Source organism: Amnibacterium sp., assembly GCF_051956055.1.
Lineage (GTDB): Bacteria > Actinomycetota > Actinomycetes > Actinomycetales > Microbacteriaceae > Amnibacterium.
Window position 1 is genome coordinate 1 of record NZ_JBQCGC010000031.1, and the last position, 15793, is coordinate 15793.

Annotated in this window: 22 protein-coding genes; 9 read left to right on the forward strand and 13 right to left on the reverse strand. The window is 74.0% G+C overall.

Annotated features, from left to right (window positions below):
- The first annotated feature begins 117 nt into the window (after positions 1–117).
- Complete coding sequence (locus ACTHLI_RS04550) at positions 118–570, forward strand: GNAT family N-acetyltransferase (protein WP_440181810.1); 453 nt, start codon at positions 118–120, stop codon at positions 568–570.
- 1 nt (position 571) lies between these two features.
- On the opposite strand, the gene ACTHLI_RS04555 is transcribed toward ACTHLI_RS04550, so the two are convergent.
- A complete protein-coding gene (locus tag ACTHLI_RS04555; protein ID WP_440181811.1) occupies positions 572–1270 on the reverse strand; it encodes an SDR family oxidoreductase in 699 nt (232 codons plus the stop codon).
- Complete coding sequence (locus tag ACTHLI_RS04560) at positions 1270–1911, reverse strand: NAD(P)-dependent oxidoreductase (protein ID WP_440181814.1); 642 nt, start codon at positions 1909–1911, stop codon at positions 1270–1272. Before ACTHLI_RS04560 ends, ACTHLI_RS04555 begins: the two co-directional genes overlap by 1 nt.
- Positions 1912–2023: 112 nt before the next feature.
- Between ACTHLI_RS04560 and ACTHLI_RS04565 the strand changes: the two genes are divergently transcribed.
- Positions 2024–2368: a hypothetical protein gene (locus ACTHLI_RS04565; RefSeq protein WP_440181875.1), complete on the forward strand. Its 345-nt coding sequence runs from the start codon at positions 2024–2026 to the stop codon at positions 2366–2368.
- Positions 2368–2514 carry a M15 family metallopeptidase gene (locus tag ACTHLI_RS04570; RefSeq protein ID WP_440181873.1) on the forward strand — a complete coding sequence of 49 codons (147 nt, stop codon included), beginning with the start codon at positions 2368–2370 and terminating at the stop codon, positions 2512–2514. The genes ACTHLI_RS04565 and ACTHLI_RS04570 overlap by 1 nt, the downstream gene beginning before the upstream one ends.
- A 30-nt stretch (positions 2515–2544) precedes the next feature.
- On the opposite strand, the gene ACTHLI_RS04575 is transcribed toward ACTHLI_RS04570, so the two are convergent.
- The 7 genes from ACTHLI_RS04575 to ACTHLI_RS04605 all read right to left on the reverse strand — a co-directional run bounded on the left by ACTHLI_RS04575 (position 2545) and on the right by ACTHLI_RS04605 (position 8183).
- Positions 2545–3198 carry a hypothetical protein gene (locus ACTHLI_RS04575; protein ID WP_440181815.1) on the reverse strand — a complete coding sequence of 218 codons (654 nt, stop codon included), beginning with the start codon at positions 3196–3198 and terminating at the stop codon, positions 2545–2547.
- A gap of 21 nt (positions 3199–3219) precedes the next feature.
- Positions 3220–4590: a protein kinase domain-containing protein gene (locus tag ACTHLI_RS04580; RefSeq protein WP_440181817.1), complete on the reverse strand. Its 1371-nt coding sequence runs from the start codon at positions 4588–4590 to the stop codon at positions 3220–3222.
- Between the two features lie 112 nt (positions 4591–4702).
- The gene (locus tag ACTHLI_RS04585) at positions 4703–5347 is read right to left on the reverse strand and encodes a CE1759 family FMN reductase (RefSeq protein ID WP_440181820.1); all 645 of its coding nucleotides are present in this window, start codon (positions 5345–5347) and stop codon (positions 4703–4705) included.
- Positions 5348–5358: 11 nt separating this feature from the next.
- Entirely contained in the window at positions 5359–5817 is a 459-nt protein-coding gene (locus tag ACTHLI_RS04590) for a MarR family winged helix-turn-helix transcriptional regulator (RefSeq protein WP_440181822.1), read from the reverse strand.
- Positions 5814–6977 (reverse strand): LLM class flavin-dependent oxidoreductase, encoded by a 1164-nt coding sequence (locus ACTHLI_RS04595; protein WP_440181824.1) that lies wholly within the window; start codon positions 6975–6977, stop codon positions 5814–5816. Before ACTHLI_RS04595 ends, ACTHLI_RS04590 begins: the two co-directional genes overlap by 4 nt.
- A 169-nt stretch (positions 6978–7146) precedes the next feature.
- Positions 7147–7515, reverse strand: coding sequence for a hypothetical protein (locus ACTHLI_RS04600; RefSeq protein WP_440181826.1), 369 nt, complete (start codon positions 7513–7515; stop codon positions 7147–7149).
- Between the two features lie 131 nt (positions 7516–7646).
- On the reverse strand, positions 7647–8183 hold the full coding sequence (locus ACTHLI_RS04605; RefSeq protein WP_440181827.1) for a putative immunity protein: 537 nt from the start codon (positions 8181–8183) through the stop codon (positions 7647–7649).
- Positions 8184–8253: 70 nt separating this feature from the next.
- On the opposite strand from ACTHLI_RS04605, the gene ACTHLI_RS04610 reads away from it, so the two are divergent.
- Positions 8254–8634: a VOC family protein gene (locus ACTHLI_RS04610; protein ID WP_440181829.1), complete on the forward strand. Its 381-nt coding sequence runs from the start codon at positions 8254–8256 to the stop codon at positions 8632–8634.
- Positions 8631–8933 carry a hypothetical protein gene (locus ACTHLI_RS04615; RefSeq protein ID WP_440181831.1) on the forward strand — a complete coding sequence of 101 codons (303 nt, stop codon included), beginning with the start codon at positions 8631–8633 and terminating at the stop codon, positions 8931–8933. Before ACTHLI_RS04610 ends, ACTHLI_RS04615 begins: the two co-directional genes overlap by 4 nt.
- Positions 8934–8980: 47 nt before the next feature.
- Here the strand turns inward: ACTHLI_RS04615 and ACTHLI_RS04620 are convergent, their stop codons facing one another.
- Entirely contained in the window at positions 8981–10366 is a 1386-nt protein-coding gene (locus tag ACTHLI_RS04620) for an MFS transporter (protein ID WP_440181833.1), read from the reverse strand.
- Positions 10363–10809: a MarR family winged helix-turn-helix transcriptional regulator gene (locus tag ACTHLI_RS04625; RefSeq protein WP_440181836.1), complete on the reverse strand. Its 447-nt coding sequence runs from the start codon at positions 10807–10809 to the stop codon at positions 10363–10365. Before ACTHLI_RS04625 ends, ACTHLI_RS04620 begins: the two co-directional genes overlap by 4 nt.
- Positions 10810–10835: 26 nt before the next feature.
- On the opposite strand from ACTHLI_RS04625, the gene ACTHLI_RS04630 reads away from it, so the two are divergent.
- From ACTHLI_RS04630 to ACTHLI_RS04640, 3 genes are read left to right on the forward strand one after another with little or no spacing between them, the layout of a single operon-like run.
- Complete coding sequence (locus ACTHLI_RS04630; RefSeq protein ID WP_440181837.1) at positions 10836–11396, forward strand: cysteine hydrolase family protein; 561 nt, start codon at positions 10836–10838, stop codon at positions 11394–11396.
- Positions 11397–11410: 14 nt separating this feature from the next.
- The gene (locus ACTHLI_RS04635) at positions 11411–11809 is read left to right on the forward strand and encodes a hypothetical protein (RefSeq protein ID WP_440181838.1); all 399 of its coding nucleotides are present in this window, start codon (positions 11411–11413) and stop codon (positions 11807–11809) included.
- 2 nt (positions 11810–11811) lie between these two features.
- Positions 11812–12861, forward strand: coding sequence for a winged helix DNA-binding domain-containing protein (locus ACTHLI_RS04640; RefSeq protein ID WP_440181839.1), 1050 nt, complete (start codon positions 11812–11814; stop codon positions 12859–12861).
- 22 nt (positions 12862–12883) lie between these two features.
- Here ACTHLI_RS04640 and ACTHLI_RS04645 read toward each other — a convergent pair whose 3' ends face one another.
- On the reverse strand, positions 12884–13453 hold the full coding sequence (locus ACTHLI_RS04645; RefSeq protein WP_440181840.1) for a type 1 glutamine amidotransferase domain-containing protein: 570 nt from the start codon (positions 13451–13453) through the stop codon (positions 12884–12886).
- 85 nt (positions 13454–13538) lie between these two features.
- Positions 13539–14825, reverse strand: coding sequence for an MFS transporter (locus ACTHLI_RS04650; protein WP_440181841.1), 1287 nt, complete (start codon positions 14823–14825; stop codon positions 13539–13541).
- Between the two features lie 85 nt (positions 14826–14910).
- Between ACTHLI_RS04650 and ACTHLI_RS04655 the strand changes: the two genes are divergently transcribed.
- Positions 14911–15789 carry a LysR substrate-binding domain-containing protein gene (locus tag ACTHLI_RS04655; protein ID WP_440181874.1) on the forward strand — a complete coding sequence of 293 codons (879 nt, stop codon included), beginning with the start codon at positions 14911–14913 and terminating at the stop codon, positions 15787–15789.
- Positions 15790–15793 lie beyond the last annotated feature (4 nt).

Sequence of the window (15793 nt, forward strand, 5' to 3'; positions counted from 1 at the left end):
CCCCCCTCCCCCTCACAGTCTGTGACCGGGCGCCCCCCCAATTTTTGTTGTTTCTGTTTTTTGGGGGGGGGGGCCATACAAACTCCTCACCCACGAAGGGGTCGGTAGCGTCGGGCGGTGCCGATCGTGCTCCTCCGCTCCCCCGTCGCGACGATGGATCCGCTCGTGCTCTACCGCGTGCTCGAGCTCCGCGTCGCGGTGTTCGTCGTCGAGCAGCGCGCCGCGTACCCCGACCTCGACGGCCGCGACGCCGAGCCCGGCACGGAGCTGCTGTGGGCGGAGGAGGAGGGGCGCGTGCTGTCGACCGCGCGGGTGCTGCGCGACCCGGACACGATGCGGATCGGCCGCGTCGCGACCGCGCGGGCGGCCAGGAGCCGCGGAGTCGCCTCCGCGATCATGCGGACCGCGGTCGAGCGCTGCGTCGCCCTCGCACCGGAGCTGCCGATCGTCCTCGACGCCCAGGAGCACCTCGTCGACTGGTACGCCCGGTTCGGGTTCACCCCAACAGGCGAGCGGTTCCTCGAGGACGACATCCCCCACCGCACGATGATCCGGCCCGCAGGCGCCTGAGTCAGCGGATGCGCGTCGGGCGGACCGACACCGATTCGACCGTGCCGCCCGGCGGCAGGTCGACGACGGTGCGCACCACCGCGGCCACCGAGGCCGGGTCGAGGTAGTAGCGCGGGTCGTAGTCGTCGCCCTCGCCTGCAACCTTCGCCCGCTGCATGTCCGAGTCCGTGCGGCCGGGGTGCACGGAGGCGACGCGCACGCCGTTGCCCCGCTCCTCCTCCCGCAGCGCGTCGGTCAGGGCCCGGAGCGCGAACTTCGACGCCGCGTACACCGAGCCGCCCGGCGCCGCCCTCAGCCCCGCCCCGCTGTTGATCGCGACGACGATGCCCTGCGCGGCGCGGAGGGCGGGAAGCGCGGCCCTGGTCAGGTCGGCGACCGCGACGACGTTCACCCCGAGCACCCGCTCCCACTCGCCGCGGTCCACGTCCGCGACGCGTCCGCTCGAGTCCACGCCCGCGGAGTGCACGAGCACGTCGAGCCGCTCGGGCAGCGCCGGCACCGGTCCGGTCGCGAGGTCCGCGACGAACGGCTCCGCCGACGCCAGCGCCGCGACGACCGGTGCGACCGCCTCCGCGGTCCGCCCGCCCACGAGCACGTGATGCGTGCGGCCGAGCTCCTCCGCGATGGCGCGACCGATGCCGCGGGAGCCTCCGGTGACGAGCGCGACGGGACGCGCCCCGGGCTCGATGCGCTCGGTCATCAGGAGATGACGCCGATGTGGCCGCGGTGCTCGTGCCGCTCGATCTCGTCCACGACCGCGAGCGCGAAGTCGGCCCCGGAGATCGCGGAGCCGCCGTCCGCGTCCTGCTGGGCGACCGGGCCGCCGATGCGGTAGCGCCCGGTGGCCTCGCCCTGCGCGTACGAGCCGTAGGTCTGCGCGGGGCTGACGAACAGCCAGTCCAGCCCCTCCGGCGCCGCCTGCTCGAGCGCCTCGAGGGCTCGCACCATCTCCTCCGCCTCGGCGCGGAACGCGGCGGGGACGTCGCCCTCGACGAACCGCGGCGCCCCCTCGGCGGGCCGGAGGCCGCTCCAGCCGCCGATGACGACGAGGCGGGCGCCCTGCTCGGGCGCGAGCTTCGCGAGGTCGCCCACGATGCCCTCGAGCTGCCCGGCGAGCTCGCCGCGGGGCGCGAGCGCTTCGACGACCACGTCCTGGCCGGCGACGGCCGCGGCGACGGCGCCCTCCTCGAGGAACGACGCCTGCACGTAGTGCACCCCGGGCACGGGTTCGGCGGGCGCGTTCCGGCTGTACGACGTGACGTGGTGGCCGCGAGAGGCCGCCTCCCTCACGATCGAACCGCCCGTGTATCCCGTGCCCCCGAGCACCGCGATGCGTGCCATGCCTGCCCCTTCCGTTCCGACTGCGTCCGCACACGATCCTCCACCTGCCGGATGACCGTGCTCCGCCCGCAGACCGATGCGCCCCCGGGTGCGCCGCCGGGAGGCTCATGCCGTGACCGTCCTCCTCGCCGATCCCGAGATCACCGCCGTGCCCGTCGCCGACGCGGGCGAACCCCTGGTGCCCGTGCCCGCGGACACCGCGGACCGGGATCTCCCCCGTCCGCTCGTCCGCAGAGGGGTCGCCGCGCGGCTCGCCGTCGCGCAGCTGCTCCTGCCGCCCGGCCGGCGCCTCCGCGTCGTGGCGGGGTACCGCCGCGAGGAGGACCAGCTCGCGATCTGGCACCGGTACGCGGCCGAGGTGGCGCGCGCCTACCCGTTCGCGGACGAGGACGAGCAGCGCGGTGCTTCACGGACGCGGCCGTCGGGGCGGAGGCGCGGGAGGAGCGCGACCTGCTGATCGCGGCCATGACGGGCGCCGGGTTCGTGAACTACCCGACCGAGTGGTGGCACTGGAGCCACGGCGACCGCTACTGGGCGTGGTCGACCCGCGCCCCTGCTGCGCGGTACGGAGCGGTCCGCTCCTCCGCCCTGGTCGGCCGGTGAGCGCGACGGCGGCGCTCGCGCACGAGCTCGTCAGCGTCGCGGGACGTCCTCGACGAAGCGGCTGAGCGCCGCCCCATACGCCTCCGGGTCGGCGCGCGTCCCCGCCGTCACGAGAAGCGCCTGCGGCCCGACGACGCGGGTGAAGGCGCCGTGGCAGGGGATGGTGATCACCTTCGCGAGCCCCGCCTCCCAGGCCGGCACGAGCGCGGGCAGCGCGACCCGCTCCGGCGACCGCTCGTACTCGAGCTGCCGCGCGACCTGGCGGTCCGCATCGGCCGCGACCCACTCGCGGTAGCCGTCGTCGTCGAACACGTCGTCGCCGAAGCGCTCCCGCCAGGTCGGTCCGATGAACGCGCGGATCATGGCCGCGCGCTCGTCGGAACCTGGCGGCAGCGCGGCGACGTCGGTGAGCCGGTCGGCCTGCCGCGGACGCCCGGCGTGCTCGAGCACCTCGTCCCAGACGATCGGCCAGGCCGCCCGCCAGCGCCGGGCGCGCTCCGGGTCGATCGGCACGCGCCGGTCGGGCGGGTGGACGAGCAGCGGCGGCAGGTCCACCCCGCCGGGCCGGAGGTCGCACGCCTCCCGCAGCCACAGCAGGTCGAGGAGCGCGTGCGGCGAGTCCTCCACCTCGATGACCATGTCGTGCGGCCACGGGTCGCCGGGACGGGGCGTGCTGCTGCGCATCGTCCCCGAGTCTGACAGCGATCAGGAGGCGAAGAGCGCCCTCCTGCTCGCGAGGCGGAGCTCGAGCTCGCGCATCACGATCCGCGCGAACGCCTCGAGGATCGCGACCTCGTCCGTCGTGAACTCGCGGGGAGCGACGTCGCAGGCGAGCAGGCGACCGATGGCGTGCCCGTCGTGCGTCATGAGCGGTGCGGCGAGCGCCGACCGCACGTGCGGATCGCCGGCGATGAACGGGTGCTCCGCGAGACTCGGCTCGGCGAGCACGTCGGGGAGGTTCCAGGTGCCCGGGCCGTGCGTCCTGGCGATCTCCGCCGTCAGCGAGCGCGGCAGCTCCGGCAGCGGCACGCCCTGGCGCGACTTGAACCAGGCGCGGTCCTCGTCGACCACCGCGACCACGACGACGGGGAGGTGGAGGGTGCGCCGCACGAGGTCCGTGACGTCGTCGAAGGCCTCCTCCGGCGCCGTGTCGAGCACGTCGTAGCGCCGCACTGCTGCGAGACGCACCCGCTCCGCGTCGGGCACCTCGCGGCGTCGGACGATGTCGTCGACGACGACGTCCTGGAACGCGCCGATCGCCGCCGTCAGCGAGAGCCGTTCGGCGCGGTCGCGCTTCGTCATCCCGGCCAGGATCGCGGCGAGCTCGGGCGGGACGGATGCCGGGATGACGGGGTCGCGCTCGAGCCGGGCGAGCGCCGAGGTCGCGACGTCGCCGGGGAACTCGGTCCTGCCGGTGAGGGCCTCGAGCAGCACGAGCCCGAAGGAGTAGACGTCGGAGTCGGGACCCGCCTCGTGCCCCTCGGCCTGCTCCGGGCTGAGGTAGGCAGCCGTGCCGGTGATCGACTCGCCGGACTCGCCCCGCCCGATCAGCGACGAGATGCCGAAGTCCGCGAGCTTGCCGCGCAGCCGCTCGCCCTCCCGATGCTCCCCGAGCAGGATGTTCGCGGGCTTGATGTCGCGGTGCACGAAGCCGGACTCGTGCAGGTACTGCAAGCCGCTGCCGATGTCGAAGCCGAGGGAGGCGACCTCCTGCGGCCCCAGCGCCCCGCGCCGCAGCCGGTCGCGGAGATCACCGCCGCGCACGTGCTCCATCACCAGGTAGATCTGCGGGCGTTCGGGGTCCCCGAGGTCCACGCCCGCGTCGTAGAGGGTCGTGAGCGCGGAATGGTTCAAGGAGGCCACGAGCTTCGCCTCGGCGTCCTGCAGGCGCAGCTCCTCCGGTTCGCCTGCGCGCGCCCGGAAGACCTTGACCGCCACCTCGCGGCGCAGCAGCAGATCGCGGGCGAGGAACACCCGGGCCTTGCCTCCGTGCCCGATCTCGCGACCCAGCCGATAGCGCCCCGCGGCGACGTGCGCCGGCTCGGCGACCTCTCGTGCCGGCGCCTCGATCGCCATGCTCCCCGCCCTCGTCCGGTGGTGCGCTCCGGGCCAGTATCACCCCGATTCCGGCGAGCGGAAATGGTTCTTCGCAGACATGCCCCGGAAACCGAGGGGCGGCCCCCTCGGATCAGCCTCCGGTGGCGAGCCGCATCAGGTCGGTGTCGAGGTCGATCTCGTCGGCCCCCTCCGCGGCGCCCCCGAACACGCGGTTGTAGTGCGTGCCCGCGTCGCGCATCGCCCGCTTCACGTCCGCCGCGACCAGCACGACGAGCTCGTGCGCGGCCCTGTCGATGCGCTCGGTGAGCGCGGTCGTGCCCCAGTCCTCGCTCGCCGCGAAGACGCTCGTCGGCGTCGTCAGCGTCCGGAGGTAGGCGAAGAGCGACCGGAGCTGCTCGTCCGCGACGAGGGCGTGCCGGGAGGTGCCCGCGGTGGCCGCGAGGACCGTCGGCACCGCGATCAGCAGGTCCTGGTCGACCACGTCGAAGAAGGACTTCACGAGACCGCTGATCCCGGCCTTGTAGACGGGCGTCGCGACGACCAGCGCGTCCGCGTCCGCGAGATCCGCGATGACGGCGGCGAGCGCGGGCGACGCGAAGCCGGTGACCTGCGCGGAGGCGAGCTCGGCCGCGAGCGGGCGGAGCTCGATCACGGTGGTGTCGGCGTCCACCCCCTCATCGGCCGCTCTGGCGAGGACGCGCGCGGTGATCCGGTCGGCGAGCATCCGGGTGGACGACGGGTCGCTGGTGCCGCCTGACACGACGACGAGCTTCATAGGGGTCTCCTTCATGGCTGGGTGAGCAGCGCGCAGAGGTCGCGCAGCTGCCGCTGCTGGTCGGGGGTGAGCGCGCGCATCCTGGCCTCGACGCTGCGCGCGTGGCGGGCGCCCGTGCGCTGCTGGGCGCCGGCGCCCGCGTCGGTGAGGGTGACGAGCACGCCTCGACGATCGTTCGGGTCGGTCGATCGCGCCACGAGGCCGCGCTGCTCGAGCCGCTCGACGAGGCGCGACAGGGCGGGCTGGCTCAGCAGGACCTGCTTCATCAGCTCGCTCTGCCGCAGCGCGCACCCGGCCTTCTTCAGCGCGTAGAGCACGTCGTACTCGGAGAGCGAGACCTCGTCCCACATCCGCTCGGCGGCGAACCCGCGCATGACGGACGCCTGCGCGGAGAGCAGCGCCTCCCAGGACTCGTTGGCGAGCCGGACGTCGCGCGGCTCGGTCGCGGGCGCCTGCAGGGTCGCCGTCATGCGGCGGCCGTGTCCTGGTAGGGCGAGCCGCCGGTGACGTTGTCGCCCCGGTTCGCGTTCGGGCGCGGCTGGCGGGGCTCCGCGTCGCCGTACTTCGCCTTCACGAGGGAGGCGTGCGTCGGCGCGTCCGGGACGCCGGCCGGGCGGAGGGCGTCGAGCTCGCGGCGCAGCACCGGCACGACCTCGCCGCCGAGCAGCTCGAGCTGGTCGAGCACCGTGCCGAGCGGCAGCCCCGCGTGGTCCATCAGGAACAGCTGGCGCTGGTAGTCGCCGAACGACTCACGGAAGGTCAGCGTCTTGTCGATGACCTCCTGCGGGCTGCCGACCGAGAGCGGCGTCTGCTCCGTGAAGTCCTCCATCCGCGGCCCGTTGCCGTACACGGGCGCCTCGTCGAAGTAGGGCCGGAACCCCGCCTTCGCCTCCTGCGACGTCCGCGCGATGAACGCCTGGCCGCCGAGGCCGACGATCGCCTGCTCGGGGGTGCCGTGCCCGTGGTGGGCGTAGCGCTGACGGTAGAAGCCGATCAGGCGCTGGTAGTGCTCCTTCGGCCAGAAGATGTTGTTCGCGAAGAAGCCGTCGCCGTAGTACGCGGCCTGCTCGGCGATCTCGGGCGTGCGGATCGAGCCGTGCCAGACGAACGGCGGCACGTCGTCGAGCGGACGCGGCGTCGACGTGAAGCCCTGCAGCGGGGTGCGGTACCGCCCCTGCCAGTCGACGACGTCCTCACGCCAGAGCCGGTGCAGGAGGTTGTAGTGCTCGAGCGCGAGCGGCAGGCCCTGCCTGATGTCCTGCCCGAACCACGGGTAGACCGGCGCGGTGTTACCGCGGCCGAGCATGAGGTCCATGCGGCCGCCCGAGACGTGCTGCAGCATCGCGTAGTCCTCGGCGATCTTCACCGGGTCGTTCGTGGTGATCAACGTGGTCGACGTCGAGACGACGAGCCGCTCGGTCTGCGCCGCGATCGCCGCGAGCAGCGTCGTGGGCGACGAGGAGAAGAACGGCGGGTTGTGGTGCTCGCCGATCGCGAAGACGTCGAGCCCGACCTCCTCCGTCTTCTTGGCGATGGCCATCACGGCCTTGATGCGCTCCGCCTCGCTGGGCGTCTCCCCCGTCACCGGGTCACGGGTGATGTCGCTCACCGAGAACACACCGAACTGCATCCGAACCACGCTCCTCTGCTCGGGGCGCTCGCCCCGAGATCTATGCAATCGCATATAACTCGTGCTGTCCACCCGTATTCCCGCCCGCGCTCGTGCCCTCCTGAGCGACACCTGCCCGGCGGCGCCGGAGCGCACACGTCGCCCAGCGGCGCGGATGCGGGGGCTCGGATCAGCCGGCGGCGGTCTCGGAGGCGTGCGGGTTCGGCAGGCCCGGGTCGTTCGGCTTCGGCGTCGTCAGGGCGGGAGACCGGTCCCGGTGCACCGCGTTCAGGAGCAGCAGGCCGCCGTAGGGGCTCCAGACGACGTCCTCGTGGAGGTACGTCCCCTCCGGCTCCTGCCCGACGCAGGTCCAGTGCGAGGTGCGGTAGACGCCCGACGGGTCCGAGGGCGCGACGGGATCCGGCATCCGCACCGTGCACCGGACGTCCCCGATGGAGCCGTACCCGCGGGTCGGGAGCAGATCGGGGATCGCCTGCTCCACGTAGAGCCGCGAGGGCGGGTTGTGCACGGGGACGCAGGACCCCGCGCGCGACGCCACCGGCGTGACGCAGGTCGAGGGCGGCGCGGGCGGCGGCGCGATCGCACCCGCGCCTCCACTGCACCCCGTGAGGAGAAGGACGAGCGCCCCGGCGGTCGTGACGGCCGCGCGCCTCCACCTGGGTCCGGCCGTCACGCCGCGGGACCGAGCCCGGCCTGGAGCCGCCGGATCGTCGCGCCGAGGTCGCCGGAGGCGAGCAGACCGGGCCCGAGCGGCCCGCCGCGGTCCTGCCCGAGCGGCGGCAGGAGGCGGAGGGCGGTGCGCTGCTCGGCCGTGAGGTGCTGCAGCTGCCAGGCGATCTCGTCGTCCTGCGCGGTCGTCCCCGGGGACCGGAGGGCGACCGCGCGCACCGCGTACGCGGCGGCCCCGAGCGCGTGCGCGCCCATGTGCGCGACCCCAGCGGCCTGCGCCGCAGCCCGGGCCGCGGCGCGTGCGGGTCCGCTCAGCCCCGCGCGCGCCGCGCGCCCGGCGACGAAGCGGATCCGGATCTCGCCGGCCGCGGAGCGCTCGCCGCGCCCGAACTCCCGGGCCCGGCGGATGGCATCGGCAGGCCGGTCGTCGTCCGGCTCCGCGGTCTCGAACACGGCGAGGACGCGTTCGGCGCAGTCCGCGGCCCAGAGCGCGAGCACGCGGCGGTCCTGCTCGCTGAGCCCCTGCGCCGACGGCATCCCGCCACGCTCGCACGGCTCGCGGAGGACGGCAAAGGCGCGCCCCGACTCCCGGGGGTACCGTCCGGGCATGGATCCGTCGCCGAGCCGGTTCGTCGCGCTCCACCACGTGCAGCTGGCGATGCCGCGCGGCGAGGAATCCGCCGCGCGCAGGTTCTGGCGCGACCTGCTCGGCATGACGGAGCTCGCGAAGCCGCCCGTCCTCGCCGCGCGTGGCGGGTGCTGGTTCCGCGGCGGCGGGGTCGAGGTGCACCTCGGGGTGGAGGAGCCGTTCGCCCCGGCGCTGAAGGCGCACCCGGGTCTGCTCGTCGAGGGCCTGCACGAGCTCGCGGCGCGGCTGGCGGGCGCCGGTCATCGGGTGCGGTGGGACGCCGACTTCCCCGGGCACGAGCGGTGCTACGTCGATGACCCCTTCGGGAACCGCCTCGAGTTCCTCGAGGCGCTGTCGTGAGCAGCGAAGCGCACCAGCGCCCACCGCGCGCGCTCCTCGTCCTCCTGCTCGTCGCCGCGGTCCTGTGCGCCGGCGTCGGGACCGCCCTGGTGCTGTCTTCCGCGGGCGCCGCGAGCTACGGCTGGACCGCGTACGCGCCGCTCAGCGGCACCTCCTCCCGCCCGGTCGACCTGACCTGGCTGCTCTGGCGGCCACGCATCGGTCTCGCGTTGCTCGCACTCGGAGCCGGCTCGACAGGCGCCCTCATCGTCGCGCTGTTCTCGAGCAGCCCATCCGCTCCGGGGGCCCCGCGCGGCTGATCCTCCTGCGCGCGCCGGCGGATCTGCCGCGGAGGGCCCCCGGAGGCTCAGGGCTGCGGCGTGCGGCCGATGCGGCGCAGCGAGCGGTCGGCGAGGACCAGCACGACGAGGACGCCGCACGCCACGAGCATGAACACCGCGAGCTCGTGCAGGCCCGCGGTGTCGGCACGCTTGCCGAAGAAGCCCGCGGACGCCGACGACGACACGATCGCGCCGAGGTACATGAAGGTGCGGAGCAGGCCGGCGGAGGCGCCCACGCGGCTCGGGTCCGCCTGGTGGTAGAGCGCGTTCTGGTTCGCGAGGTTCAGCATCCCCTGCGGCACGCCGAGCACGGCCGCGATCAGGACGAGCAGCCAGATCGGCGAGCCGCCGGTGACGATGAGGAGCGCCGCACTCACCACGACCTGCACGACGCCGCCGACGAGCAGCTTGCCCCACACCTCCGGCATCCGGCCGGTGGTGACGGAGATCAGGATGCCGACGCCGAACGTCGGGAGCAGCACGAGGCCCGTCACGGCGGGGCTGAGCCCGCGCCCGTCCTCGAGCCACTGCGAGTAGCCGTAGAGGTAGGCGTACGACACCGTCGCCGCGAGGAGGGACCGCGCGAACGTCGCCAGGATGGCGCGATCACCCGCAAGCACCCGCACATCGATGAAGGGGTCCCCGGCGCGCAGCTCGCGGAGCGCGAACCCGCCGGCGGCCACGATCGTGAGACCGAGCAGCCACAGGCCGGCCGGCCGCGGGTCCATCAGGAACAGAAGGAGCGACACCAGCATCGCGGCGAAGAGCGCGACCCCGGCCCAGTCGAGCCGGAGGAAGCGCTGCCCGGCGTGCGGCACCGCCTCGTCCCTGGGCAGCACGAGCATCCCGAGCAGCACGCCCGCGCCGGCGAGCACGAGGTTGATGCCGAACGTCGCGCGCCAGCCGCCCAGATCCACGAGCACGCCGCCGAGGGTCGGCCCGACGACCGCGACGGTCTGGGTCGCGATCGCGAGCGCGGTGAGGACGCCGGCGGGGCTCTCCTGCCCGGTCCGCTGCGCCTCCCTCCTGATCAGCACCATCGAGGCCGGGTAGCCGGAGCAGGTGCCGAAGCCGAGCACGACCCTCGCGACCACGAGCACGGCGACGGAGGGGGCGAGCACCCCGATGAGGCCGGCGACGCCCGCGAGGACCGTGCCCGCGAGGAAGAGCCGTCGCGGCCCGAACACGTCGACGAGCCGGCCCACGAGCGGCTGCCCGATCGCCGTCGCCACGTACAGGGCGGAGACGAGCCACGCGGTCTCGGCCGCGGGTGCGCCGAACGCGACCGCGATCGGGACGAGCGCGACGGCGATGATCGACGAGTTGATCGGGTTGAGGATCGACCCGAGGATCATCGGCGCGAGCAGGCGCCGGTCGAAGCGGTCGACGGGCGGCGCGGCGTGCGCCGTCATCGCTCCGTCAGCCGCTGCAGGAGGGCCGCCGCGTCGAGCACCGTGGCGAGCTCGTCGTCGCTGAGCCGCTCGCGGAGCGTGCGCGACAACCACTCCTGACGGGCTGCGCGGTTGCCGATGAACAGCGCCTCCCCCTCCGGTGTCGCCCTGAGGATCGACCGCCGGCCGTCCGCCGGCTCCTCGGACCGCACGATCAGGCCGTCGCGTTCGAGCGCGGCGACGGTCGCCGCGACGGACTGCTGCCGCACGCCGTCCATCGCGGCGAGCGCCGCGGCGGTGTCCGCCTCGCCCTTGACGATGCGCGCCAGCGTGGAGGTCTGGGAGGCGCTGAGGCCGCCCTCGTTCAGGAGCCGGAGGCGCCGGTGCAGGCGCCCGACGGCCACCCGGACCTCGCTCGCCGCACGCGCGGCGAGGTCGTCGTCGTCGGGGATGGGATCGCTCACGAATACACAGTCTAGACTGTCGATCCATGACCGAGCCTCGCACCGCCCTCCTCCTCATGGACTTCCAGCGCAGCATCGTGGAGCGCTATCCGGACCCCGCCGTGCTCGAGCACGCGGCCGCTGCAGCCGACGCCGCGCGCGCCGCAGGCGTCCCGGTGGTGTTCGTCCGCGTCGCGTTCCGCGAGGGCGCGCCGGAGATCGCCGCCTCCAACTCCCGCTTCGCGCCGATGAGGGGGCGGAGCACCGGGGGCGAATCGGCTCCCGGCGTGCAGATCGCGGACGCGATCGCCCCGCACGAGGGCGAGCCGGTCGTCACGAAGCGCCGGGTCAGCGCGTTCGCGGGCAGCGACCTCGCCGTGCTGCTGCGGGGCCTCAGCGCCGAGCGGCTGGTGCTCGCGGGCATCGCGACGAGCGGCGTGGTGCTGTCGACGTTCGTCGAGGCCGCGGACCTGGACTTCGATCTCGTCGTGCTCGGCGACGCGTGCGCGGACAACGACCCGGAGGTGCACCGCGTGCTGCTCGAGAAGGTCTTCCCGAAGCAGGCACGGGTGCTGACCGCCGCGGACTGGGCGGCGTCGTTGGCGTAGGCCAGGATCGAGCCATGGCCACAGACATCGAGGACACGGTTCCCGAGGTGCCGGAGGACGTCGACGCGGCGGAGCTCGCCGAGATCGTCGACGAGCTCGCGACCATGAACAGCGACGACTGGTCCACGGTCGCCGAGAACGGCGTCGCGGGCGGCGCCCGGTTCGAGTTCGCGTTCTCCGCCCCGAACGAGGACGCGGCGACCGAGCTGCTCGAGGGGGTCCGCGACGACCTCGGCTACGCGGGCACCGCGAACGAGCCCGAGGGCGAGCTCGACGACTGGACGGTCCGCGGCACGACCTCCGAGGTCGCGGTGACGCAGGAGGGGCTCGCGACGTGGGTGCGCCGGCTCGCCGCGTACGGGCTGGACCACGACGGCAGCGTGCTCGACGGCTGGGCGCTGCTGCTCGACTGACGATGCGCGTCGACCCGGTGGGCGCCCGGTGCACCGCTCAGCTGCTCAGCGGGCGCCCGGCCGCGTCCGCCGAGGAGGCGGTGGGCCGGGTGCTCGCGGTGCAGGGGCAGGATCCGCGCGGGTTCCGCCTGGCGGTGCGGGCGAGGACGCGAGGGGTCACCGCGGCGGACGTCGACGCCGCGCTGAGCGGGTCGCGCACCCTCGTGGTGTCCTGGCTGAACCGGGGCACCCTGCACCTCGTGGGCGCGCAGGACTTCTGGTGGCTGCACGACCTCACCACCCCGCGGCTGCGGACCGAGTCCCTCCGCCGCCTCGCGCAGGAGGGCGTGTCGCCGGAGCAGGCCGAGCTCGGTGTCGAGACGGTCGCGGCCGCCGTCGCGGAGGCGCCGCGCACCCGGGACGAGCTGCGCGCCGCGCTCGACGCGGTGGGCGTGCCGACCGCCGGCCAGGCGCTGGTCCACGTGCTGCTCGCGGCCACACTGCGGCATCGGCTGATCCGCGGGCCGGTGCAGGACGGCGAGCACCGCATGGTCCTCGCCGAGGACTGGCTCGGACCCGCGCCGGAGCCCCTGGACCGCGGCGCGGCGCTCGCGCTGCTCGCCCGCCGCTACCTCGAGGGCCACGGGCCGTCCTCCGACCGGGACCTCGCGGTGTGGGCGAAGCTGCCGCTGCGCGACGCGCGGGCCGGGCTCGCGGCCATCGACACCGTGGCGGTCGGCGACGGCCTGGTCGACCTGCCCGAGCGGGAGGAGCCGGCCCCGCTGCCCACCCGGCTGCTCGGCAACTTCGACCCGATCCTGCACGGCTGGGCGTCCCGGGAGGCGGTGCTCGGCGTCCACGACCCGCAGGTCGTGGCGGGCGGCATCTTCCGGTCCTGGGCGTTCGCGGGCGGTCGCCCGGTGGGCCTCTGGCGGATCGCGGGAGGCCGCGTGCGGATCTCCCCGTTCGGCCCGCTCGCGAAGCGCACCGAGCACGCGCTCCTGCAGGACGCGGCGGCGGTGCTCGCCTACCTCGGCATGCCCGAGAAGGAGGCCGAGATCCTCCCCGCCTGATCGCCGCCGCGACCCGATCGCCTCAGGCGGCGACGGCCGTGAGCGCGCGGTCGATCGCGCCGACGAAGTCGTCGAGGTCGTCCGGGTTCCGCGACGTGATGAGCGTCCACCCGTCGCTGTCGTCCACCACGACCGGCTCGTCCGCCCACTCGCCGCCGGCGTTCACGAGGTCCGTCCGCAGCGACCAGAACGAGGTCAGCCGCTTGCCGCGCACCGCCCCCGCCTCCACCAGGGTCCAGGGCGCGTGACAGATCGCCGCCACGGGCTTCCCGGCCGCGACGAACGCCTTGGCCAGCGCGACCGCGTCCTCGTCCAGGCGCAGCTTGTCCGCGTTGATCGCCCCGCCCGGCAGGAGCAGGAGGTCGTAGTCCGCGGCGTCGACGGCGCCGATGGTCGTGCTCGGCTGCACCGTCCGCCCCGGGTCCTTGTCGTCGACCAGCGTGACGACGTCCTCCTGCTGCTGCGCGGCGATGTCCACCGTCGCCCCGCTCGAGCGCAGGCGCTCGGTCGGCACCACCAGCTCGTCCTGCTCGACGCCGTAGTTCGTCACGACCGCGAGCACCTTGCGCCCGCCCAGATCCTGCTCCGCCATGGGTTCCTCCTTGCGATGTCAGCCAGCGACGGTAGGAGGCCCGGGTGCACGCCGGCCGAGGCGCAGGTGGGAATGTCCTGCCCGGCTAGCGGGTCACGATCCGCACGACCGGCAGTCGCGGCTTCATCTCGAGCCGGAGGGAGCCGCGGCGCGCCAGCAGGATCGAGAGCACGATCCCGGCGACGGCCGGCACGCCGCCGGCGATCAGCATGCCGCCGCGAGCGCCGAGCACATCGACGATCCCGCCCATGATCGGACCGCCGATCCCCTGGCCGCCGAGCACCACGAGCACCCACACCGAGATCACGCGCCCCCGCACCTCCGGCACCGTCGACAGCTGCACGAGCGGGTTGCCGGACTGGAAGAAGTACTGGCTGCCGATGCCGGACACGACGAGCGCGACGCCGAACGTCTGCACGGTCGGCATGATCGCGGCGATCGCGAGCACGGCCGCCCACGCTGTGCCGCACAGGATGACGATGCGGAGCCGGAGGTGCGTGAGGCGCGTCGACGCGAGAGCGCCGGCCACGGCCCCGACGGCGACGAGCGAGTTGAACAGACCGTAGCCCGACGCCCCGAGGTGGAACACCTGGGTCGCGAACGCGGCGAGCAGCACCGGCATCGTGAGCGTGAAGACGCTGAGGAACGCGAGCATCAGGATCGAGTAGCGGATCGCGGGGGTGCGCAGCACGAAGGCGACGCCCTCCCGCAGCGCGTTCGGCCGGCGCTGCGGCGTCGGCACGGGCTGCAGCTTCGAGGCGTCGAGCCGGGTGAGCATGAACACGGTGACGCCGCAGGCCAGCGCGTTGATCAGGAAGGCCCACCCGCCGCCGACCGCGCCGATCAGGCCGCCCGCCACGGCGGGGCCGACGAAGGCGCCGAGCTGGAACACGGCCGCGTTGAGGTTCAGCGCGTTCTTCAGGTGCTCCCTGCCGACGAGCTCGTTCACGAACACCTGACGCCCCGGGTTGTCCACGACGGTGACGCAGCCGATCGCGAAGGCCGCGCCCCACACCATCCACACGGTCGCCGTGCCCGTGAGCGCCACCGACGCGAGGAAGAGGCTGACGAGCCCGACCAGGGACTGCGTGACCATGAGCAGGCGACGGCGCGCGAAGCGGTCGACCAGCACGCCCCCGTGGAGGCCGAACAGGATCGACGGCGTGAACTGCATCAACGTGGTGATGCCCACCGCGGCGACGCTGTGCGTGAGCTGCAGCACGAGCCAGTCCTGCGCGATGCGCTGCATCCAGGTCGCGCTCATCGCGAGCACGTTCGAGCCGGCGAACCGCCGGTAGTTGGGGACGGAGAGCGGGGCGAAGCCGCTGAGAGCGGGTCGGATCCGGGCGGGGAGGAGGAGCGCGTGGGACATGCCGTTCCCACGCTACGGAATCACTGGCATTCCACTTGGGAATGGAGTTCGATATCCGTCATTCACTTCTCGAATGGGTAGGGCGATGTACGACCCGGTTCTCCTCCGCACGTTCCTCGCCGTCGCGGGCGGCAGCAGCTTCACCGTTGCCGCACAGCAGCTCGGCATCAGCCAGCCGACCGTGAGTCAGCAGATGCGTCGACTGGAGGACGAGGTGGGGCGCGCGCTCTTCACGCGCGAGACGCGCGGGGTGCGACTGACGGAGGCGGGCGAGGCGCTGGCGGGGTTCGCCCACCGGATCCTCGGCGCCCACGCCGACGCGGAGTCGTACTTCCGCTCCTCCCCCACCCGGGGCCGGCTGCGGTTCGGCACGGCCGACGACCTCGCGATCACGCAGCTGCCCCGGATCCTCCGGCAGTTCCGCCGGCTCAACCCGCAGGTCGACCTGGAGCTCACCGTCGACCAGAGCGGCGTGCTCACGCGGCGGCTCGCGGCCGGCCATCTCGATCTCGTGTTCGTCAAGCAGCCGTCCGTCGAAGCGGGCGAGGGCACCCTCGTGCTCCGGGACCAGTTCGTGTGGGCCGCGGAGGACGCGGAGCCGTTCGTGAAGGAGGAGCAGGTGCCGCTCGTCGTGCATCGCGCGCCGAGCTTCACCCGTCGGATGGCCATCGACGCGCTCGAGGCGTCGGGCCGCCGCTGGCGGATCGCCTGCATCGCGCGGGACATCAACGCGATGCTCGCCGCGACGCGGGCGGGCCTCGGGATCGCGGTGCTCGCGCATTCGCTGATCCCCTCCGACCTCCAGAAGGTCGAGGTGCGGCTCGGGCTGCCGACGCTCGGCGCCGTCGACTTCCGGCTGCTCTCGAACCCCGCGGCCCCGCGGTCGGCGGTGGAGGCGCTCACGACCGCGATCCGCAGCGCGACGCTCTCCGCACAGGCCCCGCTCGGCGTCCCGGCCCGCTGATAGG